This window comes from Litorerythrobacter xanthomarinus (assembly GCF_046254955.1).
GTDB lineage: Bacteria > Pseudomonadota > Alphaproteobacteria > Sphingomonadales > Sphingomonadaceae > Qipengyuania_C.
This window is the reverse complement of the sequence record NZ_JBJXRG010000001.1, coordinates 514308-528788: the sequence shown is the minus strand read 5'-3', so window position 1 is coordinate 528788 and position 14481 is coordinate 514308. Positions and strand designations below refer to the sequence as shown.

Sequence of the window (14481 nt, the reverse complement as noted above, 5' to 3'; positions counted from 1 at the left end):
GAGCGATATGTTGTATCATAATCTTCTGTCCAAGACCTCTCACCTCGCCATCGTGGCGGGCTGTGTCCTCTCCTTCCCCGCCATCGCGCATGCGCAGGATTCCAAGTCCGATAGCGAAAGCGAACGCACCGCAACCAGTGACGAGCGGATCGTCGACGATCTGCACGACCGGCGGCTCGATCCCTTCGCGGAGATTGTCGTCAGTGCGCAGGGACTGCGCCAGTTTGACCTGCTGGCGGGTACCAGCGTGCTTGAAGGCACCGAATTGCAAGCCAACTTGCAAGGCCAGCTAGGCGAAGTGCTGACCAAGATTCCGGGCGTGTCGGCCACCGGCTTTGCGCCCGGCGCATCCCGGCCGATCCTGCGCGGCTTCTCGGGTGAGCGGGTCAAGGTGCTGGTCGACGGGATCGGCGCTATCGATGTCTCGAATACTTCGGCCGACCATGCAGTTTCGATCGACCCGCTGACTGCGGAAAGCATCGAAGTGCTGCGCGGCCCTGCCGTTCTCCTGTTCGGCAGCCAGGCCATTGGCGGTGCGGTCAATGTGATCGACAAGCGTATCCCGCGCCGGATCCCCGATGAACCGGTCCATGTCGATGCCATCGCCCGTGCCGACACGGCGAGCGATCTGCGTGAATTCGGCGCCTCGATCGACGCACCGATCGGCGCAGGCTTCGTGGTGCATGTCGATGGCTCCTGGCGCGAAAGCGATGATCTCGAAGTGCCCGGCTTTGTCGTCTCCGAAGCCTTACGCGCGGAATTGCTCGAGGAAGCCGCCGAAGAAGAGGAAGAAGGCGAATTCGAGGAAGCTGAAGAATTGCGCGAGGCAGCCGAACAGCGTGGCATCCTTCCCAACAGCGCCACTGAAACATGGACTGCGAATGGCGGGATCTCTTTCTTCCGCGGTGACAGCAGCCTTGGCGTGGCGGTCGGCGTCTATGACACGCGCTACGGCATTCCCGGACGCCCGGGTGCCGGTCACCACCATGGTGAAGAGGAAGGTGAGGAAGAGGAAGCCGAAGAGGAAGAGGGCGACGTCCCCGTCAGCATCGATCTACGGCAATGGCGCGCGGATTTACGCGGCGAGCTCGACCTCGGTGACGGGCCCTTCGAAAAACTGCGCACTCGCGTGGGCTATTCCGATTACACGCACACCGAATTCGAAGGTGATGAAGTCGGTACGGTCTTTGAAGTACAGGGCATTGAAGCGCGCGCCGAGCTGGTCCAGAATGATCGCGGCAAGTGGCGCGGCTCGCTGGGCGGGCAATTTTATTTCCGGGACTTCGACGCCTTCGGGGCGGAAGCCTATGTCGCGCCAAACCGGACCGAGCAGCTCGCAGCGTTCGCCTTGCAGGAATACGGCAATGGCCCGATCCAGCTCGAAGGTTCGGCACGTTTCGAAGCTACCTCGGTCGAGAACACTCGTGACCGAATCGAGCGCGATTTCGACACCTTCTCCGGGGCTATCGGCCTTGCCTATGATGGCCCCTTTGCACTGCGCAGCGGGATCAATGTCTCACGCGTGGCGCGTGCGCCGAGCGCGGAGGAATTGTTTTCCAACGGCCCGCATATCGCCACGCAGGCATTCGAGATCGGCGATCCGGACCTCGAAATCGAGCGGGCCTGGGGCGTTGAGCTATTCTCGCGCGGCAAGATTGGCACCGCAGAATTTTCACTCGCCGTATTCAAGAACTGGTTCGACAATTACATCTATCTCTCCGAGACCGGCGAGGAAGAAGACGACTTGCCGGTGTTCATCTACCTGCAGGACGATGCCGACTACTTCGGGATCGAAGGCGAAATCAGCTATCTGTTCTACGAAAGCGGCTCCGTCGGCCTGACCGCAGATATGCGCGGCGAATATGTCCGCGCCGAGCTTGATGACGGCACACCGCTGCCGCAGATCCCGCCGCTCAGCCTGCTGGGGGCACTCGATATGGAAACCAACCGGTTCGATCTGCGCGCCGAAGTGCAATGGTTCGATAGCCAGAATCGGGTCGCCGAATTCGAGACGCCGACGGACAGCTTTACGCTAGTCAATGCTTCGTTGACGTGGCGGCCGTTCGAACGCGACACGATCGCGCTGGTGCTGTCGGCCGACAACATCTTCGATGTCACCGGGCGCCGCCACGCGAGCTTCACCAAGGACTTCGTCCCGCTGGCGGGACGAAACTTCAAGGTGAGCGCGCGCGCGAGCTTCTAGCTCGTTGCCTAGTTCTCCAAGGCGAAGCTGATTTCGGCGTGCTCTTCGAGCCGATTCACGAGGTCCCCGCCGAGGAATGATCCCGGGGTGCCTATGCCGCCTTCAGCGTCGCTATCGAGCAGCGCGATTCCTGTCTCGGCGAGCATCCGGCTGGTCGAGCCATAGCCCGGATCGTATTTGCCTTTGACACCGTAGTGGATGGTTTCGCCATCGGGCATCTCGCCGATGAACAGCACGTCATAGAAACCGTTCTCGCGCTGCTCCGGGGTCGGTCCTTCGCCCGGCTTGGGCGGTTTGGCTCCGAAGGGGTTCTTGAGCATTTCTAGCGCAGCGTTGGCCGCGGCCTTGCCCGCTTCGCCGGGGCTGGTGAGCATCATCTCGTCATAGCGGAAGTCTTCCCCATAGGGGTGGCCGCGCAGGAAGTTGGTGCGGTGGACATTCTTGGTGTTGATCGAGGCCATGATGAAAGGCGCGGCCCATTTGCCAACTCCGTCTTCGTAGCGCGGCACCATGCCATTGGGCTGATCTGGCCCTTCGAAACCTGGCGTGAGCGCGAAGGGATTGGATAATACCTTCACGAGCGAGGGGTTCTTCGCCACCGCTTTCATGGTCTCGGTGAGGCTCGCGGCGGTACCGCCGGAAAAGGTCCCCGCCATTGCGCGGACGCGACCCTTGACGCGCGGCGCGGGCTTGCCGAAGCGCTTCTCCGCTTCCTTTTGCAGCATCAAAACCCCGAGATCGAAGGGGATCGAATCGAAGCCAGAGGAGAAACTGATCCGCGCGCCATGCGCCTTGGCGGTTTCATGATGTTCCGCGATCTTCTCGGCCATCCAGCCCGGTTCGCCGCACAAGTCGGCGTAGTCAGTGCCGGTGGCCGCACAGGTGGCGACGAGTGCGTCACCGTAGAGCTGGTACGGACCGACGGTAGTAAGGACGACTTTGGTCTGCTTGCACATATCCTCAAGGCTCGCGGGATCATCGGCATCGGCAACAATGAGCGGGACCGAGGCATCGGCGCCGATCTCCTTGCGCACTTCCTCAAGCTTGGTCTGGCTGCGTCCGGCCATCGCCCATTTCGGCCCGTCCTCGCGTTTGCCATAATGCTGGTCAAGATATTCGGCGACGAGGCGTCCGGTGTATCCGGTGGCGCCATAAACAACGATATCGAGCGGGCGGTCTGCTTTGGACATGCGGTTTCTCCTTTGACTGTGTGATGCGCGCCGCGCGGCGGAGAGTCAAAGCCGTTACGGAACGCGCGCCTGTCCTCAGTAGCCGAACTGGCGGCTGGCGAGGTCGAACATGATTTCTTCCGATCCGCCGCCGATCGCCATCACCCGCACCTCGCGGTAGATCCGCTCGACCCGGCTGCCGCGCACGAAGCTCGCCCCGCCCAGGATCTGGCAGGCCTCGCGTGCGCAGAATTCCATCGTCCTGGTGGCCTGCACTTTTAGCAGCGCCAGCTCGCCAGGCTGCGCGCTGCCTTGAATGACAGAATAGGTACAATGGTCGACCAGCGCCTGCGTCGCGATGATCTGGCGGTGCATATCGGCGAGCTTGTGGCGGATCGCCTGACGCTGCGAGAGCGGCTTGCCAAAAGTCACGCGCTCCTGCGCCCAGGCCAGCGCGTCTTCGTAGCACAGACGGGAAACGGCATTAGCCTGCTGCGCCATGCCCAGGCGTTCACCATTGAAATTGCGCATGATCCCGGCAAAGCCCTGGTTCTCCGGTCCGATCAGGTTTTCCGCGGGCACTTCGACATCGTCGAAATGGATCGTCGCCGTATCGGAAGCATGCCACCCCATTTTTTGCAGGCCCGTGCGGCTGACTCCGGGACGATCAAGCTCGACCAGCAGCAAGGAGATTCCGCCGATCCCGGCATCGCCTGTGCGCACCGCGAGCGTGATGTAATCCGCGCGCATGCCTGAAGTGATCAGAGTCTTCGCGCCATTGACGATGTAGCTTGCGCCCTTGCGCTCGGCCCGGGTCTTGAGGTTCGCGACATCAGATCCGCCGCCCGGCTCAGTAATGCCGAGGCAGATGATCTTTTCACCCGCGAGCACATCGGGCGCGATGCGCGCCTTCAATTCTTCGCTGCCCAGTGCGAGAACCGGTGGCAGACCAATCCCGTGGATCATCAGCGAAGCGGGGACACCGCCCGCGCCGGGGCGGCACAGCTCCTCGGTCTGGACCAGCGAATGGAAGCGGTTGAAGCCGGCTTCCTCACCGTCTTCTATCGTGCCGCTGCCGCCATATTCTTCGGGAAAGCCCAGACCCAGAACGCCCGCCTCGGCTGCCTTGCGGTGCAGTTCGCGCGGGATTTCCCCGGCCGCTTCCCACTCATCGACATGCGGTATGATCTCGCGCGTGACGAATCTGCGCACGCTGTCGCACACCGCCTCGTGCGTTTCATCATAATGCGGCGAGCGGCTGCGCCATTGGTCGAACAGGAATCCGGACATTATTAAGTTTGCCTCCCCGTTCTTCTTGAATGGATACCAGGCCGAAATGCAAGAAGCCCGCTGGTTGTTCCAGCAGGGCTTCCGATTGCATTGGGCATTGTGACCATTCCTGATGGCTCGATTCAGCCGCCGAAGAAGATCTGTTCACGCAGCTGGTCAGCGACGTTTTTGCGGCAATCGCGGCGCTGCTCGATCGGGAACAGTGCGTTTGAATTGTGGCAAACGCGACGAGAGAAAATGTCGATGCGCTCTTCAAGCGCTTCTGCACCTTCTGCGGTGGCAAGCTCTTGGGCAGTATAAGAGAATTCAACCGTCTCGCTCTGAGCAGATACCGGATCGACGGTTTGAGCCGACGTAACTTCAGCCATTGATACGGTGCTCAGTACCAAGGCGATGACGGCGCTCGCGAATTTCGTAGTGATTGTATTGGTCATTGATGTTCTCCTCATTTGATGTGTTTCACCGTTGTTGGCGATGAGGAGACAATGCTGGTTGGTTGTTTTTCTCGATAGTTCGCGATCCGAAGTTGGGCGCTACGGTTTTGGGAGAAAGTCACTACGAATTTCGTAGTATGGCCAAATATCGACGTTTTTGGTAAGGTTGCTCAGGGGAGAGATCCGTGGCCAAAGCACAAGTAACGTCTCATTGTCCGGCAACGAAAGCTGCAGAATTGCTTGGCGACAAATGGACACTGCTAATCCTGCGGGCAATGATGCTCGGCGCTAGCCGCTATTCAGACTTCAATGTCGCGATACCCAATATCTCGCCCTCAGTTCTGAGCGGGCGTCTCAAGCAGGTCTGCGAGAACGGTCTCGTGACGAAGCGAGGCGGGACCGGTCAACAGGCAAGCTACCACCTGACGCCTTCTGGCCGAGAATGTCGCCCGCTCATCTTCTTCCTTGGACGATGGGGCCTGAAGTGGGCCCAGCGCAATATCAGAGATGAGAGAGTCGACGTTGCGGGTGCAATGTGGGACTTCCATCGAACGCTCAATCTCACCGAATTGCCGGACGGAGAAACCGTCTTCGCATTCACGCTCACCGATGTGGAAGACCATGGCAAATGGTGGGTCGTTGCCCAGGGAGAGACAGTCGACCTGTGCAATTACGACCCCGGAAAGGATGTCAATCTGTACATCCATGCCCCGCTCGAATTGCTGATCGAAATCTGGATGGCCGAATGCTCAGTCGACACGGCACTGCGCGAAGAACGGATGACCTTAACCGGCGATTCCCAGCTTCTGCGAACCGCCAGCTTGTGGTTTCCGCTGTCGCCGATGAAGGCTGAAGAACGACAGGCTGCCTAGGATCAAATTCCTAGCGGTATGCGCGGCAGCACGCCGCTTTGGCTAGAGATCGAAAGCAGTTTGCCGCTTTCCGAGTAGTGCTTGGCAGAGCCGTGGACCACTCCGCGATCGAATGAGGAAAATTCGATGTAGGTCAGCACCCAGCCGGGTTCTCCGGCCTGGACGAAGCGGTAGAGATCATCGAGGCTGCGCCCTCCCTGCGAGGCAGGATGCGAACCGAGGAAGAAGTCCGATACAATCGCGAGCCATCCTGCGTTTGGGGTGACCTCCGCGGTCGAGCGGCTCCATAGCGCCCGCCTGCCGCCATCATTGTCTTGCAACGCCACGCGCATTTCGAACTGATCAAACAAGGCGCCTGGCTGGCTCCATTCGGGAGTCGGCAGCGCTTCGGATTCGTCCGGTCCCGGCACATTGGGCATCGCGGCGAAGATTGTCTGCTCGCTCGGCTCGCGCGCGCCCAAAGCCGCGCTGGCCCGGTGAGTGAGATTGCCGTTGACGCGCACCTCCGCGAGCCATTGGCCCACCGCCTGCCCGCCGCCGCATTGTTCGCAGCGGATGGTAAGTTCTTCGGCATGAGTCGTCGGGGCAAGAAACTGTACATGCGACCACAGCAGCGGCTGATCGCTTGCCAGCTGGAGGGCATCTACAACAGCAGCGTGGGCAACGCCGCCCATCACATGCGGCGCCCCTTCGGGTCCGACCGTGGCGGGCGGCATCACCGGAAGGATGTATTCGCCATCGCGGTCCCCCGGAACGACGCACCAGAAAGGATATTTGGCTACGGCCATCTGGCTCGATTACGTTCAGCGCGTCCGGCTATGGCCGCAATCATAAACGCGGCAGCGTCACGCCGCGCTGGCCCATATATTTGCCCGCGCGGTCGGCATAGGTGACTTCGGGCCGCTCGTTGCCTTGCAGGAACAGGAACTGGCAGGCGCCTTCGTTGGCGTAGATCTTCGCCGGAAGCGGCGTGGTGTTGGAAAATTCCAGCGTCACGTGGCCTTCCCAGCCTGGCTCGAGCGGGGTCACATTCACGATGATCCCGCAGCGCGCATAAGTCGATTTGCCGAGGCAGATCACCAGCACGTCTTCGGGGATGCGGAAATACTCGACCGTGCGGGCGAGCGCGAAGGAATTGGGCGGAATGATGCAGACGTCGGTCTCCCGGTCGACCAGGCTCTTGCCGTCGAAGTCCTTCGGATCGACCACCGCGCTATCGACATTGGTAAAGATCTTGAACTCGGGCGCGACGCGCGCGTCATAGCCGAAGCTCGAGAGACCGTAGGAAATGCAGCCCTCGCGCCGCTGCGCTTCGACGAAAGGCTCGATCATGCCTTCGCCTTGCGCCTTCTCGCGGATCCACTTGTCGGAAAGAATCGCCATGCGCGACTGATTCCCGATAGCGGCGGGCAGGGCAAGCGCGGGCGGCAGGAAGCTGTGGGAGTCTGGGATGCGGGAGTGGACCAAGGATGAGCCCGGACACCAGGTGCCCGGGCTCAAGGTTGCCGTGCGAAGGACTGATCTCGCACGACGGGGTAAGTGAAACCTTCAGCGAGCGGCGAGCCGAATTTTCCGATCTCGAATTGCCAGGCGCTCCGCGTTGTACGAGGCTACGGCAGCATTTTTCGCTTTCGCAGCGTCGAGCGAAACCTGCTTGACGCATTCGCGGATTGGCCGAGCGAATGACAGGTTGATTTTTAGGGCGGGGCCGCCGCAAACTTTCTCGACCGCTTTGCGGATGCGGCGTTCAAGAATTTCTTCGCCGGCTTTGGATTCGAGATTGAGGTCCGCATAACTGATGACGACTTCGGGCGGGACATCTTGAGCTTGCGCGGATACCGGCAGCGTAGCGAGCGTGGTGACAAATACTGCGCTTGTGATGTTCTTGAACATGTGACTTCTCCTCAGTGCGTTTCATGGTTCGAGTGATCCGTTGATCGGATGACCATGATGATGAGGAAGCACTGCTTATGACGCGCCAAGCAAACCATTCTAGTTTGACAATTTTTTTCTTATCGAAAGCTTATATTGTGCCTTTCTGGGTGACTCCTCCCCCTAAAACCGTAATGTGACTGCATAGCGGACACGGTCCCCGTGCATTGAAGCAACGCCTGCGACTCTGGGGGGTTATCGATGGATCAGTCGGGCAAGATAGAAGATCAGCACGAAGTTGGTGACGTGATCGGACACGTCGATTTGGCACATATCGATGACTTCGTGCTGGGTCCTCTGTCCGTGGCGCCATCTCGGCGATTAATCTCCGGCACCTTGGCGGATGCGACTTTGGAACCCAAAGTAATGGTGGTTTTGGTCGCGCTATCACGGGCAGGCACGCGCACGCTTTCAAAAGACGATTTGATCCGCCAGTGCTGGGATGGCCGAATAGTTGGCGATGCGTCGATCAACCGAGTTATCTCGCTGCTTAGGACCAGCTTGCGCGATACAACTGGCGAAGTGGTCTCGATCGAGACGATTCCCAAGGTGGGATACCGGATACTGATCGCTGACGACGCGGACGGTGCGGCCGAAGCGCAACCCACAACCTCAGCCGCTCCGGCGCGAAGGATTTTGGGCTTGAACACCAGATCGGCGGCTATCGGCATCGCGATTCTCGCTGTCTTGGCGGCAGTTTCGCTTTTCGCGGTCTCGCAATTCGGCACCGGGCAAGAGCGCGTATCGATTGCTATGCTGTCTCTTGAAGCGCATGAGGGCACTGACGCATTCTATGCCACGGGCATCGCTTCAGAGCTCCAATCCGAATTGGCCAGGCATCCTGACCTGGAGGTCACCGTCCCGGAGAGCGCCAAGCAATTGCTGGCCCATGAGAGCAGCGTTCAGGACATCGGGAGATTGCTAAAGACAGATGCCATTCTGAATGGATCAATCGAAGCCGCGTCCGATCGAACGATCTTGCACCTGGAGCTTGTCAGTACTGAAACCGGGAAGGCCATCTGGCGCGAGAGCGTCGCGTCGTCATTGGATAGCTCGGAAACGCTGCCAACACGGGTCGCGCGCAAGATCGCCATGGCCCTGGATCTTGAAGCGAGCCAAGGGCGAGTGGATGCCCAGGTCTCTGACGCAGACTACCAACTGTTTCTGGCCGCGCGAGGCATGATCGCTTCGCGCCAACCAGACCAACTTGAGGGGGCTGCCGATATTCTGGCAGGTGTCGTCGAGAGAAACTCGAGTTTTGCGGGAGGATGGAGTGCCCGGGCAAAAGCCACGGCTCTGCTAGGCGCGCTGGTTGGCGATCCGTCTGCGGAACGGGATGCTGTTCAATACGCCAAAACAGCCCTGGAACTGGATGCAAACTCTGTCGAAGCGCTCAAAATATCCGGATTTCTGGCCCCAGACGCGGAGTCACGAGTTGCGCTCTTGCGACGGGCGATAGAGCTGGATCCTGGCGATGCTGAAAGTTGGTTGTGGCTTGGCGCGGCAACCGACCACCCCGAATACCTCACTGATATGCCGAAAGCGATGACGAGAGTCGTGGAACTGGACCCGCTTTGGGATCGCGCTTGGCAAGCTTCATACTATCTCCGCGGAATTGGAGATCCAGAGGGGGCCGACCGGATTGATCAAATAATTGTGACGGCGGCGGCTGAGCCGTGGCAGGCAGATGTTGCACAAGCACGCATTGCCTTGCGCCGCGGAGAGCAGTCCGAGTTCTTCAGAGTGATGAATGCTGTGATGCCTGTGCTTTCGCCGCGTGAACGTCAGCTCCTTGGCTTGCAGCTCACCAATCAGGGAAAACTGCTGGACGTATTGCCAGCTGATTTGCCGGTGACGGGTATGGCGGCGGTCATCAATGGTGCCATCGTCGGAAAGCTTCCGCCCCAAGAAGATATGGATGCGCTCGGCATTGACGGAGACAAGTTTTTCGCAACTCTTCCGCTGGTGATCGGTGGCTCGACTTCGCTCGTTACCGATGGTCGAACTGCGCAGCTTGTCGGCTATTACGACGAGGCATTCGGCTCGCCCGAGGCACTCGAACGATATGCGATGTCGGGTGTGAGAGCCCATCACTTCATTCCGCAAGTCGCAACCTATGTTGGCGTAGCACTCCGCGAAGAGGGCAGGAAGGAAGAAAGCCAGGCATTGTTCGCCCTGGCGGAAAAATCGATCGCGCTTTGGAACCAAGCACCCCCTAGCATGACTGCAGCGCTGCTCGAGGCAAACCTTGCGGCCGCGAAAGGCGAAACAGCGCGTGCGATCGCAGCAATAGGTTCTGCGGTTGGATTGGGCTGGCCTTACAACAGTCAGAGTCCGGGAGTGGCAGCACAGGGCCCCATCTCCGATGATGCGATCTGGGATTCGCTCCGATCAAACCCGGCGCTTGTCAGCGTGCTTGCTCCGGTGAGGGCGAACTTGGCGAAGGAGCGTGCGGAGATCCTTGCTTTGTAAGGGCCGCGCCGAGGTTGCCTGCGGTCAGCGCGATCCGTCAGTACAGATCGTACCTACTTGATCCGCTTCGCCCCCAGCTGCGGATTGAGCCCGGTTATATGGTTGAGCCATTTCTTCGGGCGGTGCAGCATGTCTTCAGGGTAGACAATCCTTATCCCTACTATCTTCGCGATTGTGCCGACGAAATGGATGCAGTTGTTGGTATCCAGATCGTAGAACTTGCCCGGCGCGTTGCGCCACTTGTCGACCTCCTCTCGGATCGCCCAGTATTTTGCATCGTCAATCATGACGGTGAAGTGGCGATTGGTCTTGGTGATGTACTTCTGCTTCTCGATCAGGATGTCGTGATACACCGGGCCGGAGAGAATCGCGGGCGAGACTTTCTTGGCCGTGAAGCCGTAATTCTCGTTGATCGGAGTGCCGTCTTCCAGCTTGCCTTCCATCACAACAAAAGCATGCGGATAACGGCCGAACATCACCGACCCGTTGAAGCTGTGAAAACTGAGTTGGATCTCGGCTTGCGCAGCGCTTGCGGCGCAAAACGCAAGCATTGCGGCGAATATGCGAAACAGGCGGCCCATAGCGGGTCTATCTAACGAGGTCTCACATGAATGCCCAGTGATCTCGCATCATCTATGGTAGGTCTATTCGCGAAAATCTGGCATGCAAGCACCGCAACGAAAGGGCTGATCTGATGACGGAAATGCGCGTTGAAAGCGACACCATGGGCGAGGTCGAGGTCCCCGCTGACCGGCTGTGGGGTGCGCAAACGCAGCGCTCGCTGGAGAATTTCCGCATCGGGAACGAGAAGATGCCGCGCGAGATCGTCCATGCGCTGGGCGTGATCAAGGCTGCCGCAGCGAAGGTCAATGCGCGGCTGGCGGGGCTGGACGAGAAACTGGCCGAGGCGATTGCGGATGCGGCGGCGAAGGTCGCGGCAGGCGAACTGGACGATCATTTTCCCTTGCCAGTGTGGCAGACTGGATCCGGCACGCAGTCCAACATGAATGCCAATGAAGTGATTGCAAACAAAGCGAATATTGCGCTTGGTGGCAAGGCGGGAGCGAAGTCACCGGTCCATCCCAACGATCACGTCAACATGAGCCAGTCGTCGAACGACACGATCCCCACCGCGATCCACATCGCGGCGGCGCGCGCGATCAATGGCGTGCTCCTCCCGGCTCTACGGCACCTGCATGATGCACTATCAGATAAGGCCAGCGAGTGGGGCGATATCGTCAAGATCGGGCGCACGCATACGCAGGACGCGGTGCCGCTGACGCTGGCGCAGGAGTTCGGCGGATATGCAGCGCAGGTCGAACAGGCAATCGCGCGGATCGAGGCCACGCTTCCTGGCGTGATGGAGCTCGCTCAAGGCGGCACGGCGGTCGGCACCGGGCTCAATGCCCCTGATGGGTTCGGCAAGGAATTCGCGGCGGAAGTGGCGGACGTAACGGGTCTCCCATTCACCAGCGCGCCGGACAAATTCGCAGCTCTCGCCAGCGAGGATTCACTCGTGTTCTGCCACGGCGCGCTCGCCTCCTGCGCTGCAGGCCTGTTCAAGATCGCCAATGATATCCGCTATTTGGCAAGCGGTCCGCGCGCCGGGCTGGGCGAGCTCTCGCTGCCTGCCAACGAGCCCGGATCTTCGATCATGCCGGGCAAGATCAACCCGACCCAGTGCGAAGCGCTGACGCAGGTCTGTGCGCAAGTCATGGGCAATCAGACGACCGTGCAGTTTGCAGGGAGCCAGGGCCAGTTCGAACTGAATGTCTATCGTCCGGTAATCGGGAACGCGCTGCTGCAATCGATCAACCTCCTTGGCGATGCCGCGCGCAGTTTCACGGACAATCTGGTGATCGGGATCGCGCCCAATCGCGAGCGGATCGGTGAACTCGTCGAAAGCTCGCTCATGCTGGTGACCGCGCTGGCCCCGCATATCGGCTATGACAGGGCGGCCGAGATCGCCAAAAAAGCGCATAAGGAGGGCTCGACCCTGCGCGAGGCAGCATTGGCTCTAGGCTATGTGAGCGAGGTAGAATTCGACCGAATCGTGCGCCCGGAAACGATGACCTAGCCGTCGCCGCGTGCCGCCCGTAGCAATCGTCCCGCTACCGCATCGAGCTTGGCCACGACGTGCGGATCATGCTTGTCGGGCGCGGTGATCACCGCGTCATCCAGCGCAGTGTCTATCGGAGAAGGTTCGCGTTTATCCGGTAGCGCCGTTATGAGGGCTTCAACCGTCTTGCGCGCGAGCTCGCTATTGGCGTTCATCTGCTCAATTACCGCAGCGACATCCACACCTTCTTCGTCGTCGCGCCATGCGTCATAATCGGTGACCATGCCGAGCAATGCGTAAGGCAGCTCGGCCTCGCGTGCGAGGCGCGCCTCGGGATAGCCCGTCATCCCGATCACATCCGCGCCCCATTCGCGGAACAGCTTGCTCTCCGCGCGGGTCGAAAACTGCGGCCCTTCCATGGCGAGATAGGTCCCGCCTTTGGTGACCGGGCCGCCCGATTTCTTCACCGCATTGGCGGCGAGTTCCGCCATCCGTGAGCACACCGGATCGGCCATCGAGACGTGGGTGACGAAGCCGCTGCCGAAGAAGCTGTCGGTCCGCGCCTTGGTGCGGTCGATGAACTGGTCGACGGCAACGAAATGACCCGGAGGCAATTCTTCGCGCAGCGATCCGACTGCCGAAATCGCAAGTATGTCTGTGCATCCCGCGCGCTTGAGTGCATCGATATTGGCGCGCGCGTTGAGGTCCGTCGGCGAGATGGCGTGGCCACGACCGTGACGGGGCAAGAACCGCACGCGGACATCACCGATCCGGCCGCACAGGATCTCATCGGACGGCTCACCGAAAGGAGATTTAACTGCGATCCACTGCGCGTCTTCCAGCGAATCGAGTGCGTAGAGCCCCGATCCGCCGATGATTCCAATGGTCCATTCGCTGCTCATTGCGATCCTTCCGTTACGGCGAAGCAGCATTGCAGCGGCGTCGGCCGGGTGGTTCTTGCCAGAGCGCTTGCTCCTCGCCAAGGTTTGAAACGAGAAACAATTACCGAAGTTATTGGAGGAACTTGCCATGAAGACCCGCATCACCGAAATGTTTGGTATCGAGCATCCGATTATCCAGGGCGGCATGCACTTTGTCGGCTTTGCCGAGATGGCCGCAGCGGTTTCCAATGCAGGCGGGCTGGGCATCATCACCGGGCTGACTTTGGGCACACCCGAAAAACTCGCCGACGAGATCGCCAAGTGCAAGGACATGACCGACAAGCCATTCGGCGTGAACCTGACCTTCCTGCCGACGGTGAATGCGCCGGACTATCCCGGCCTCGTCAAAGTCATCATCGATAGCGGCATCAAGGCGGTCGAAACCGCGGGCAACAATCCGGCGCAGGTGCTGCCCTTTTTCAAGGAAGCCGGGGTCAAGGTGATCCACAAATGCACCAGCGTTCGCCATTCGCTCAAGGCCCAGTCGATCGGGTGCGACGCCGTCTCGGTCGACGGCTTCGAATGCGGCGGGCATCCGGGAGAAGACGATATTCCGAACATGATCTTGCTGCCGCGCGCTGCGGACGAGCTGGAAATTCCCTTTGTCGCCAGCGGCGGACAGGCCGATGGCCGCAGCCTTGTCGCCAGCCTGGCGATGGGAGCGGAGGGCATGAATATGGGCACGCGCTTTATCGCCACGAAGGAAGCGCCGGTGCACGAGAATGTGAAGCAGGCAATCGTCGCAGCGAGCGAGCTCGATACGCGGCTGGTGATGCGCCCGCTGCGCAATACCGAGCGCGTCCTTACCAACTCGGCAGTCGAGGAATTGCTCGAAATCGAGCGCGAGAAGGGCAGCGACCTCCAGTTCGAAGATATCATCGAGCAGGTCGCGGGTGTTTATCCCAAGATCATGATGGAAGGCGAGATGGATGCGGGCGCATGGTCGTGCGGCATGGTCGCCGGGCTAATCAATGACATCCCGACCTGCAAGGAGCTGATCGACCGGATCATGGCCGAAGCGGACGAAATCATCGCCAAGCGCCTGACTGGATTTCTTGCGGCCTGACTTGCAGCGCGAAGCCGACAGGGACGCATTGGCGCTGAAGGTC

The 14481-nt window shown here is 60.0% G+C and carries 13 protein-coding genes; 5 read left to right on the top strand and 8 right to left on the bottom strand.

What is annotated here, in order from left to right; translation table 11 throughout:
- Positions 1-7: 7 nt before the first annotated feature.
- A complete protein-coding gene (locus ACEWMW_RS02720) occupies positions 8-2203 on the top strand; it encodes a TonB-dependent receptor (protein WP_409413594.1) in 2196 nt (731 codons plus the stop codon).
- A gap of 8 nt (positions 2204-2211) precedes the next feature.
- Here the strand turns inward: ACEWMW_RS02720 and ACEWMW_RS02715 are convergent, their stop codons facing one another.
- From ACEWMW_RS02715 to ACEWMW_RS02705, 3 genes are all read right to left on the bottom strand, one after another.
- The gene (locus ACEWMW_RS02715) at positions 2212-3393 is read right to left on the bottom strand and encodes a saccharopine dehydrogenase family protein (RefSeq protein ID WP_409412353.1); all 1182 of its coding nucleotides are present in this window, start codon (positions 3391-3393) and stop codon (positions 2212-2214) included.
- 75 nt (positions 3394-3468) lie between these two features.
- Complete coding sequence (locus tag ACEWMW_RS02710; RefSeq protein ID WP_409412352.1) at positions 3469-4662, bottom strand: acyl-CoA dehydrogenase family protein; 1194 nt, start codon at positions 4660-4662, stop codon at positions 3469-3471.
- 122 nt (positions 4663-4784) lie between these two features.
- Positions 4785-5096 carry a UrcA family protein gene (locus ACEWMW_RS02705; RefSeq protein WP_409412351.1) on the bottom strand — a complete coding sequence of 104 codons (312 nt, stop codon included), beginning with the start codon at positions 5094-5096 and terminating at the stop codon, positions 4785-4787.
- A gap of 185 nt (positions 5097-5281) precedes the next feature.
- Between ACEWMW_RS02705 and ACEWMW_RS02700 the strand changes: the two genes are divergently transcribed.
- The gene (locus ACEWMW_RS02700) at positions 5282-5968 is read left to right on the top strand and encodes a winged helix-turn-helix transcriptional regulator (protein ID WP_409412350.1); all 687 of its coding nucleotides are present in this window, start codon (positions 5282-5284) and stop codon (positions 5966-5968) included.
- Between the two features lie 2 nt (positions 5969-5970).
- Here ACEWMW_RS02700 and ACEWMW_RS02695 read toward each other — a convergent pair whose 3' ends face one another.
- The 3 genes from ACEWMW_RS02695 to ACEWMW_RS02685 all read right to left on the bottom strand — a co-directional run bounded on the left by ACEWMW_RS02695 (position 5971) and on the right by ACEWMW_RS02685 (position 7861).
- Positions 5971-6756, bottom strand: coding sequence for a hypothetical protein (locus tag ACEWMW_RS02695; protein ID WP_409412349.1), 786 nt, complete (start codon positions 6754-6756; stop codon positions 5971-5973).
- A 40-nt stretch (positions 6757-6796) separates the two neighbouring features.
- Entirely contained in the window at positions 6797-7351 is a 555-nt protein-coding gene (dcd, locus tag ACEWMW_RS02690; RefSeq protein WP_409412348.1) for a dCTP deaminase, read from the bottom strand.
- 165 nt (positions 7352-7516) lie between these two features.
- Positions 7517-7861 carry a UrcA family protein gene (locus tag ACEWMW_RS02685; protein ID WP_409412347.1) on the bottom strand — a complete coding sequence of 115 codons (345 nt, stop codon included), beginning with the start codon at positions 7859-7861 and terminating at the stop codon, positions 7517-7519.
- Between the two features lie 240 nt (positions 7862-8101).
- Between ACEWMW_RS02685 and ACEWMW_RS02680 the strand changes: the two genes are divergently transcribed.
- Entirely contained in the window at positions 8102-10372 is a 2271-nt protein-coding gene (locus ACEWMW_RS02680; RefSeq protein WP_409412346.1) for a winged helix-turn-helix domain-containing protein, read from the top strand.
- A gap of 53 nt (positions 10373-10425) precedes the next feature.
- On the opposite strand, the gene ACEWMW_RS02675 is transcribed toward ACEWMW_RS02680, so the two are convergent.
- On the bottom strand, positions 10426-10953 hold the full coding sequence (locus tag ACEWMW_RS02675) for a hypothetical protein (protein WP_409412345.1): 528 nt from the start codon (positions 10951-10953) through the stop codon (positions 10426-10428).
- Between the two features lie 113 nt (positions 10954-11066).
- Here ACEWMW_RS02675 and fumC point away from each other — a divergent pair, with 113 nt between their 5' ends.
- Positions 11067-12449: a class II fumarate hydratase gene (gene fumC, locus ACEWMW_RS02670; RefSeq protein ID WP_409412344.1), complete on the top strand. Its 1383-nt coding sequence runs from the start codon at positions 11067-11069 to the stop codon at positions 12447-12449.
- On the opposite strand, the gene mtnP is transcribed toward fumC, so the two are convergent.
- Positions 12446-13333 carry an S-methyl-5'-thioadenosine phosphorylase gene (gene mtnP / locus ACEWMW_RS02665; RefSeq protein WP_409413593.1) on the bottom strand — a complete coding sequence of 296 codons (888 nt, stop codon included), beginning with the start codon at positions 13331-13333 and terminating at the stop codon, positions 12446-12448. The genes fumC and mtnP overlap by 4 nt on opposite strands.
- Positions 13334-13460: 127 nt before the next feature.
- Between mtnP and ACEWMW_RS02660 the strand changes: the two genes are divergently transcribed.
- Complete coding sequence (locus ACEWMW_RS02660) at positions 13461-14438, top strand: NAD(P)H-dependent flavin oxidoreductase (RefSeq protein WP_409412343.1); 978 nt, start codon at positions 13461-13463, stop codon at positions 14436-14438.
- Positions 14439-14481: the final 43 nt, after the last annotated feature.

Coding starts and splice junctions, on each gene's coding strand:
- ACEWMW_RS02720 (WP_409413594.1), top strand. CDS start 8: ATGTTGTATCATAATCTTCTGTCCAAGACCTCTCACCTCGCCATCGTG.
- ACEWMW_RS02715 (WP_409412353.1), bottom strand. CDS start 3,393: ATGTCCAAAGCAGACCGCCCGCTCGATATCGTTGTTTATGGCGCCACC.
- ACEWMW_RS02710 (WP_409412352.1), bottom strand. CDS start 4,662: ATGTCCGGATTCCTGTTCGACCAATGGCGCAGCCGCTCGCCGCATTAT.
- ACEWMW_RS02705 (WP_409412351.1), bottom strand. CDS start 5,096: ATGACCAATACAATCACTACGAAATTCGCGAGCGCCGTCATCGCCTTG.
- ACEWMW_RS02695 (WP_409412349.1), bottom strand. CDS start 6,756: ATGGCCGTAGCCAAATATCCTTTCTGGTGCGTCGTTCCGGGGGACCGC.
- dcd (WP_409412348.1), bottom strand. CDS start 7,351: ATGGCGATTCTTTCCGACAAGTGGATCCGCGAGAAGGCGCAAGGCGAA.
- ACEWMW_RS02685 (WP_409412347.1), bottom strand. CDS start 7,861: ATGTTCAAGAACATCACAAGCGCAGTATTTGTCACCACGCTCGCTACG.
- ACEWMW_RS02680 (WP_409412346.1), top strand. CDS start 8,102: ATGGATCAGTCGGGCAAGATAGAAGATCAGCACGAAGTTGGTGACGTG.
- ACEWMW_RS02675 (WP_409412345.1), bottom strand. CDS start 10,953: ATGGGCCGCCTGTTTCGCATATTCGCCGCAATGCTTGCGTTTTGCGCC.
- fumC (WP_409412344.1), top strand. CDS start 11,067: ATGACGGAAATGCGCGTTGAAAGCGACACCATGGGCGAGGTCGAGGTC.
- mtnP (WP_409413593.1), bottom strand. CDS start 13,333: ATGAGCAGCGAATGGACCATTGGAATCATCGGCGGATCGGGGCTCTAC.
- ACEWMW_RS02660 (WP_409412343.1), top strand. CDS start 13,461: ATGAAGACCCGCATCACCGAAATGTTTGGTATCGAGCATCCGATTATC.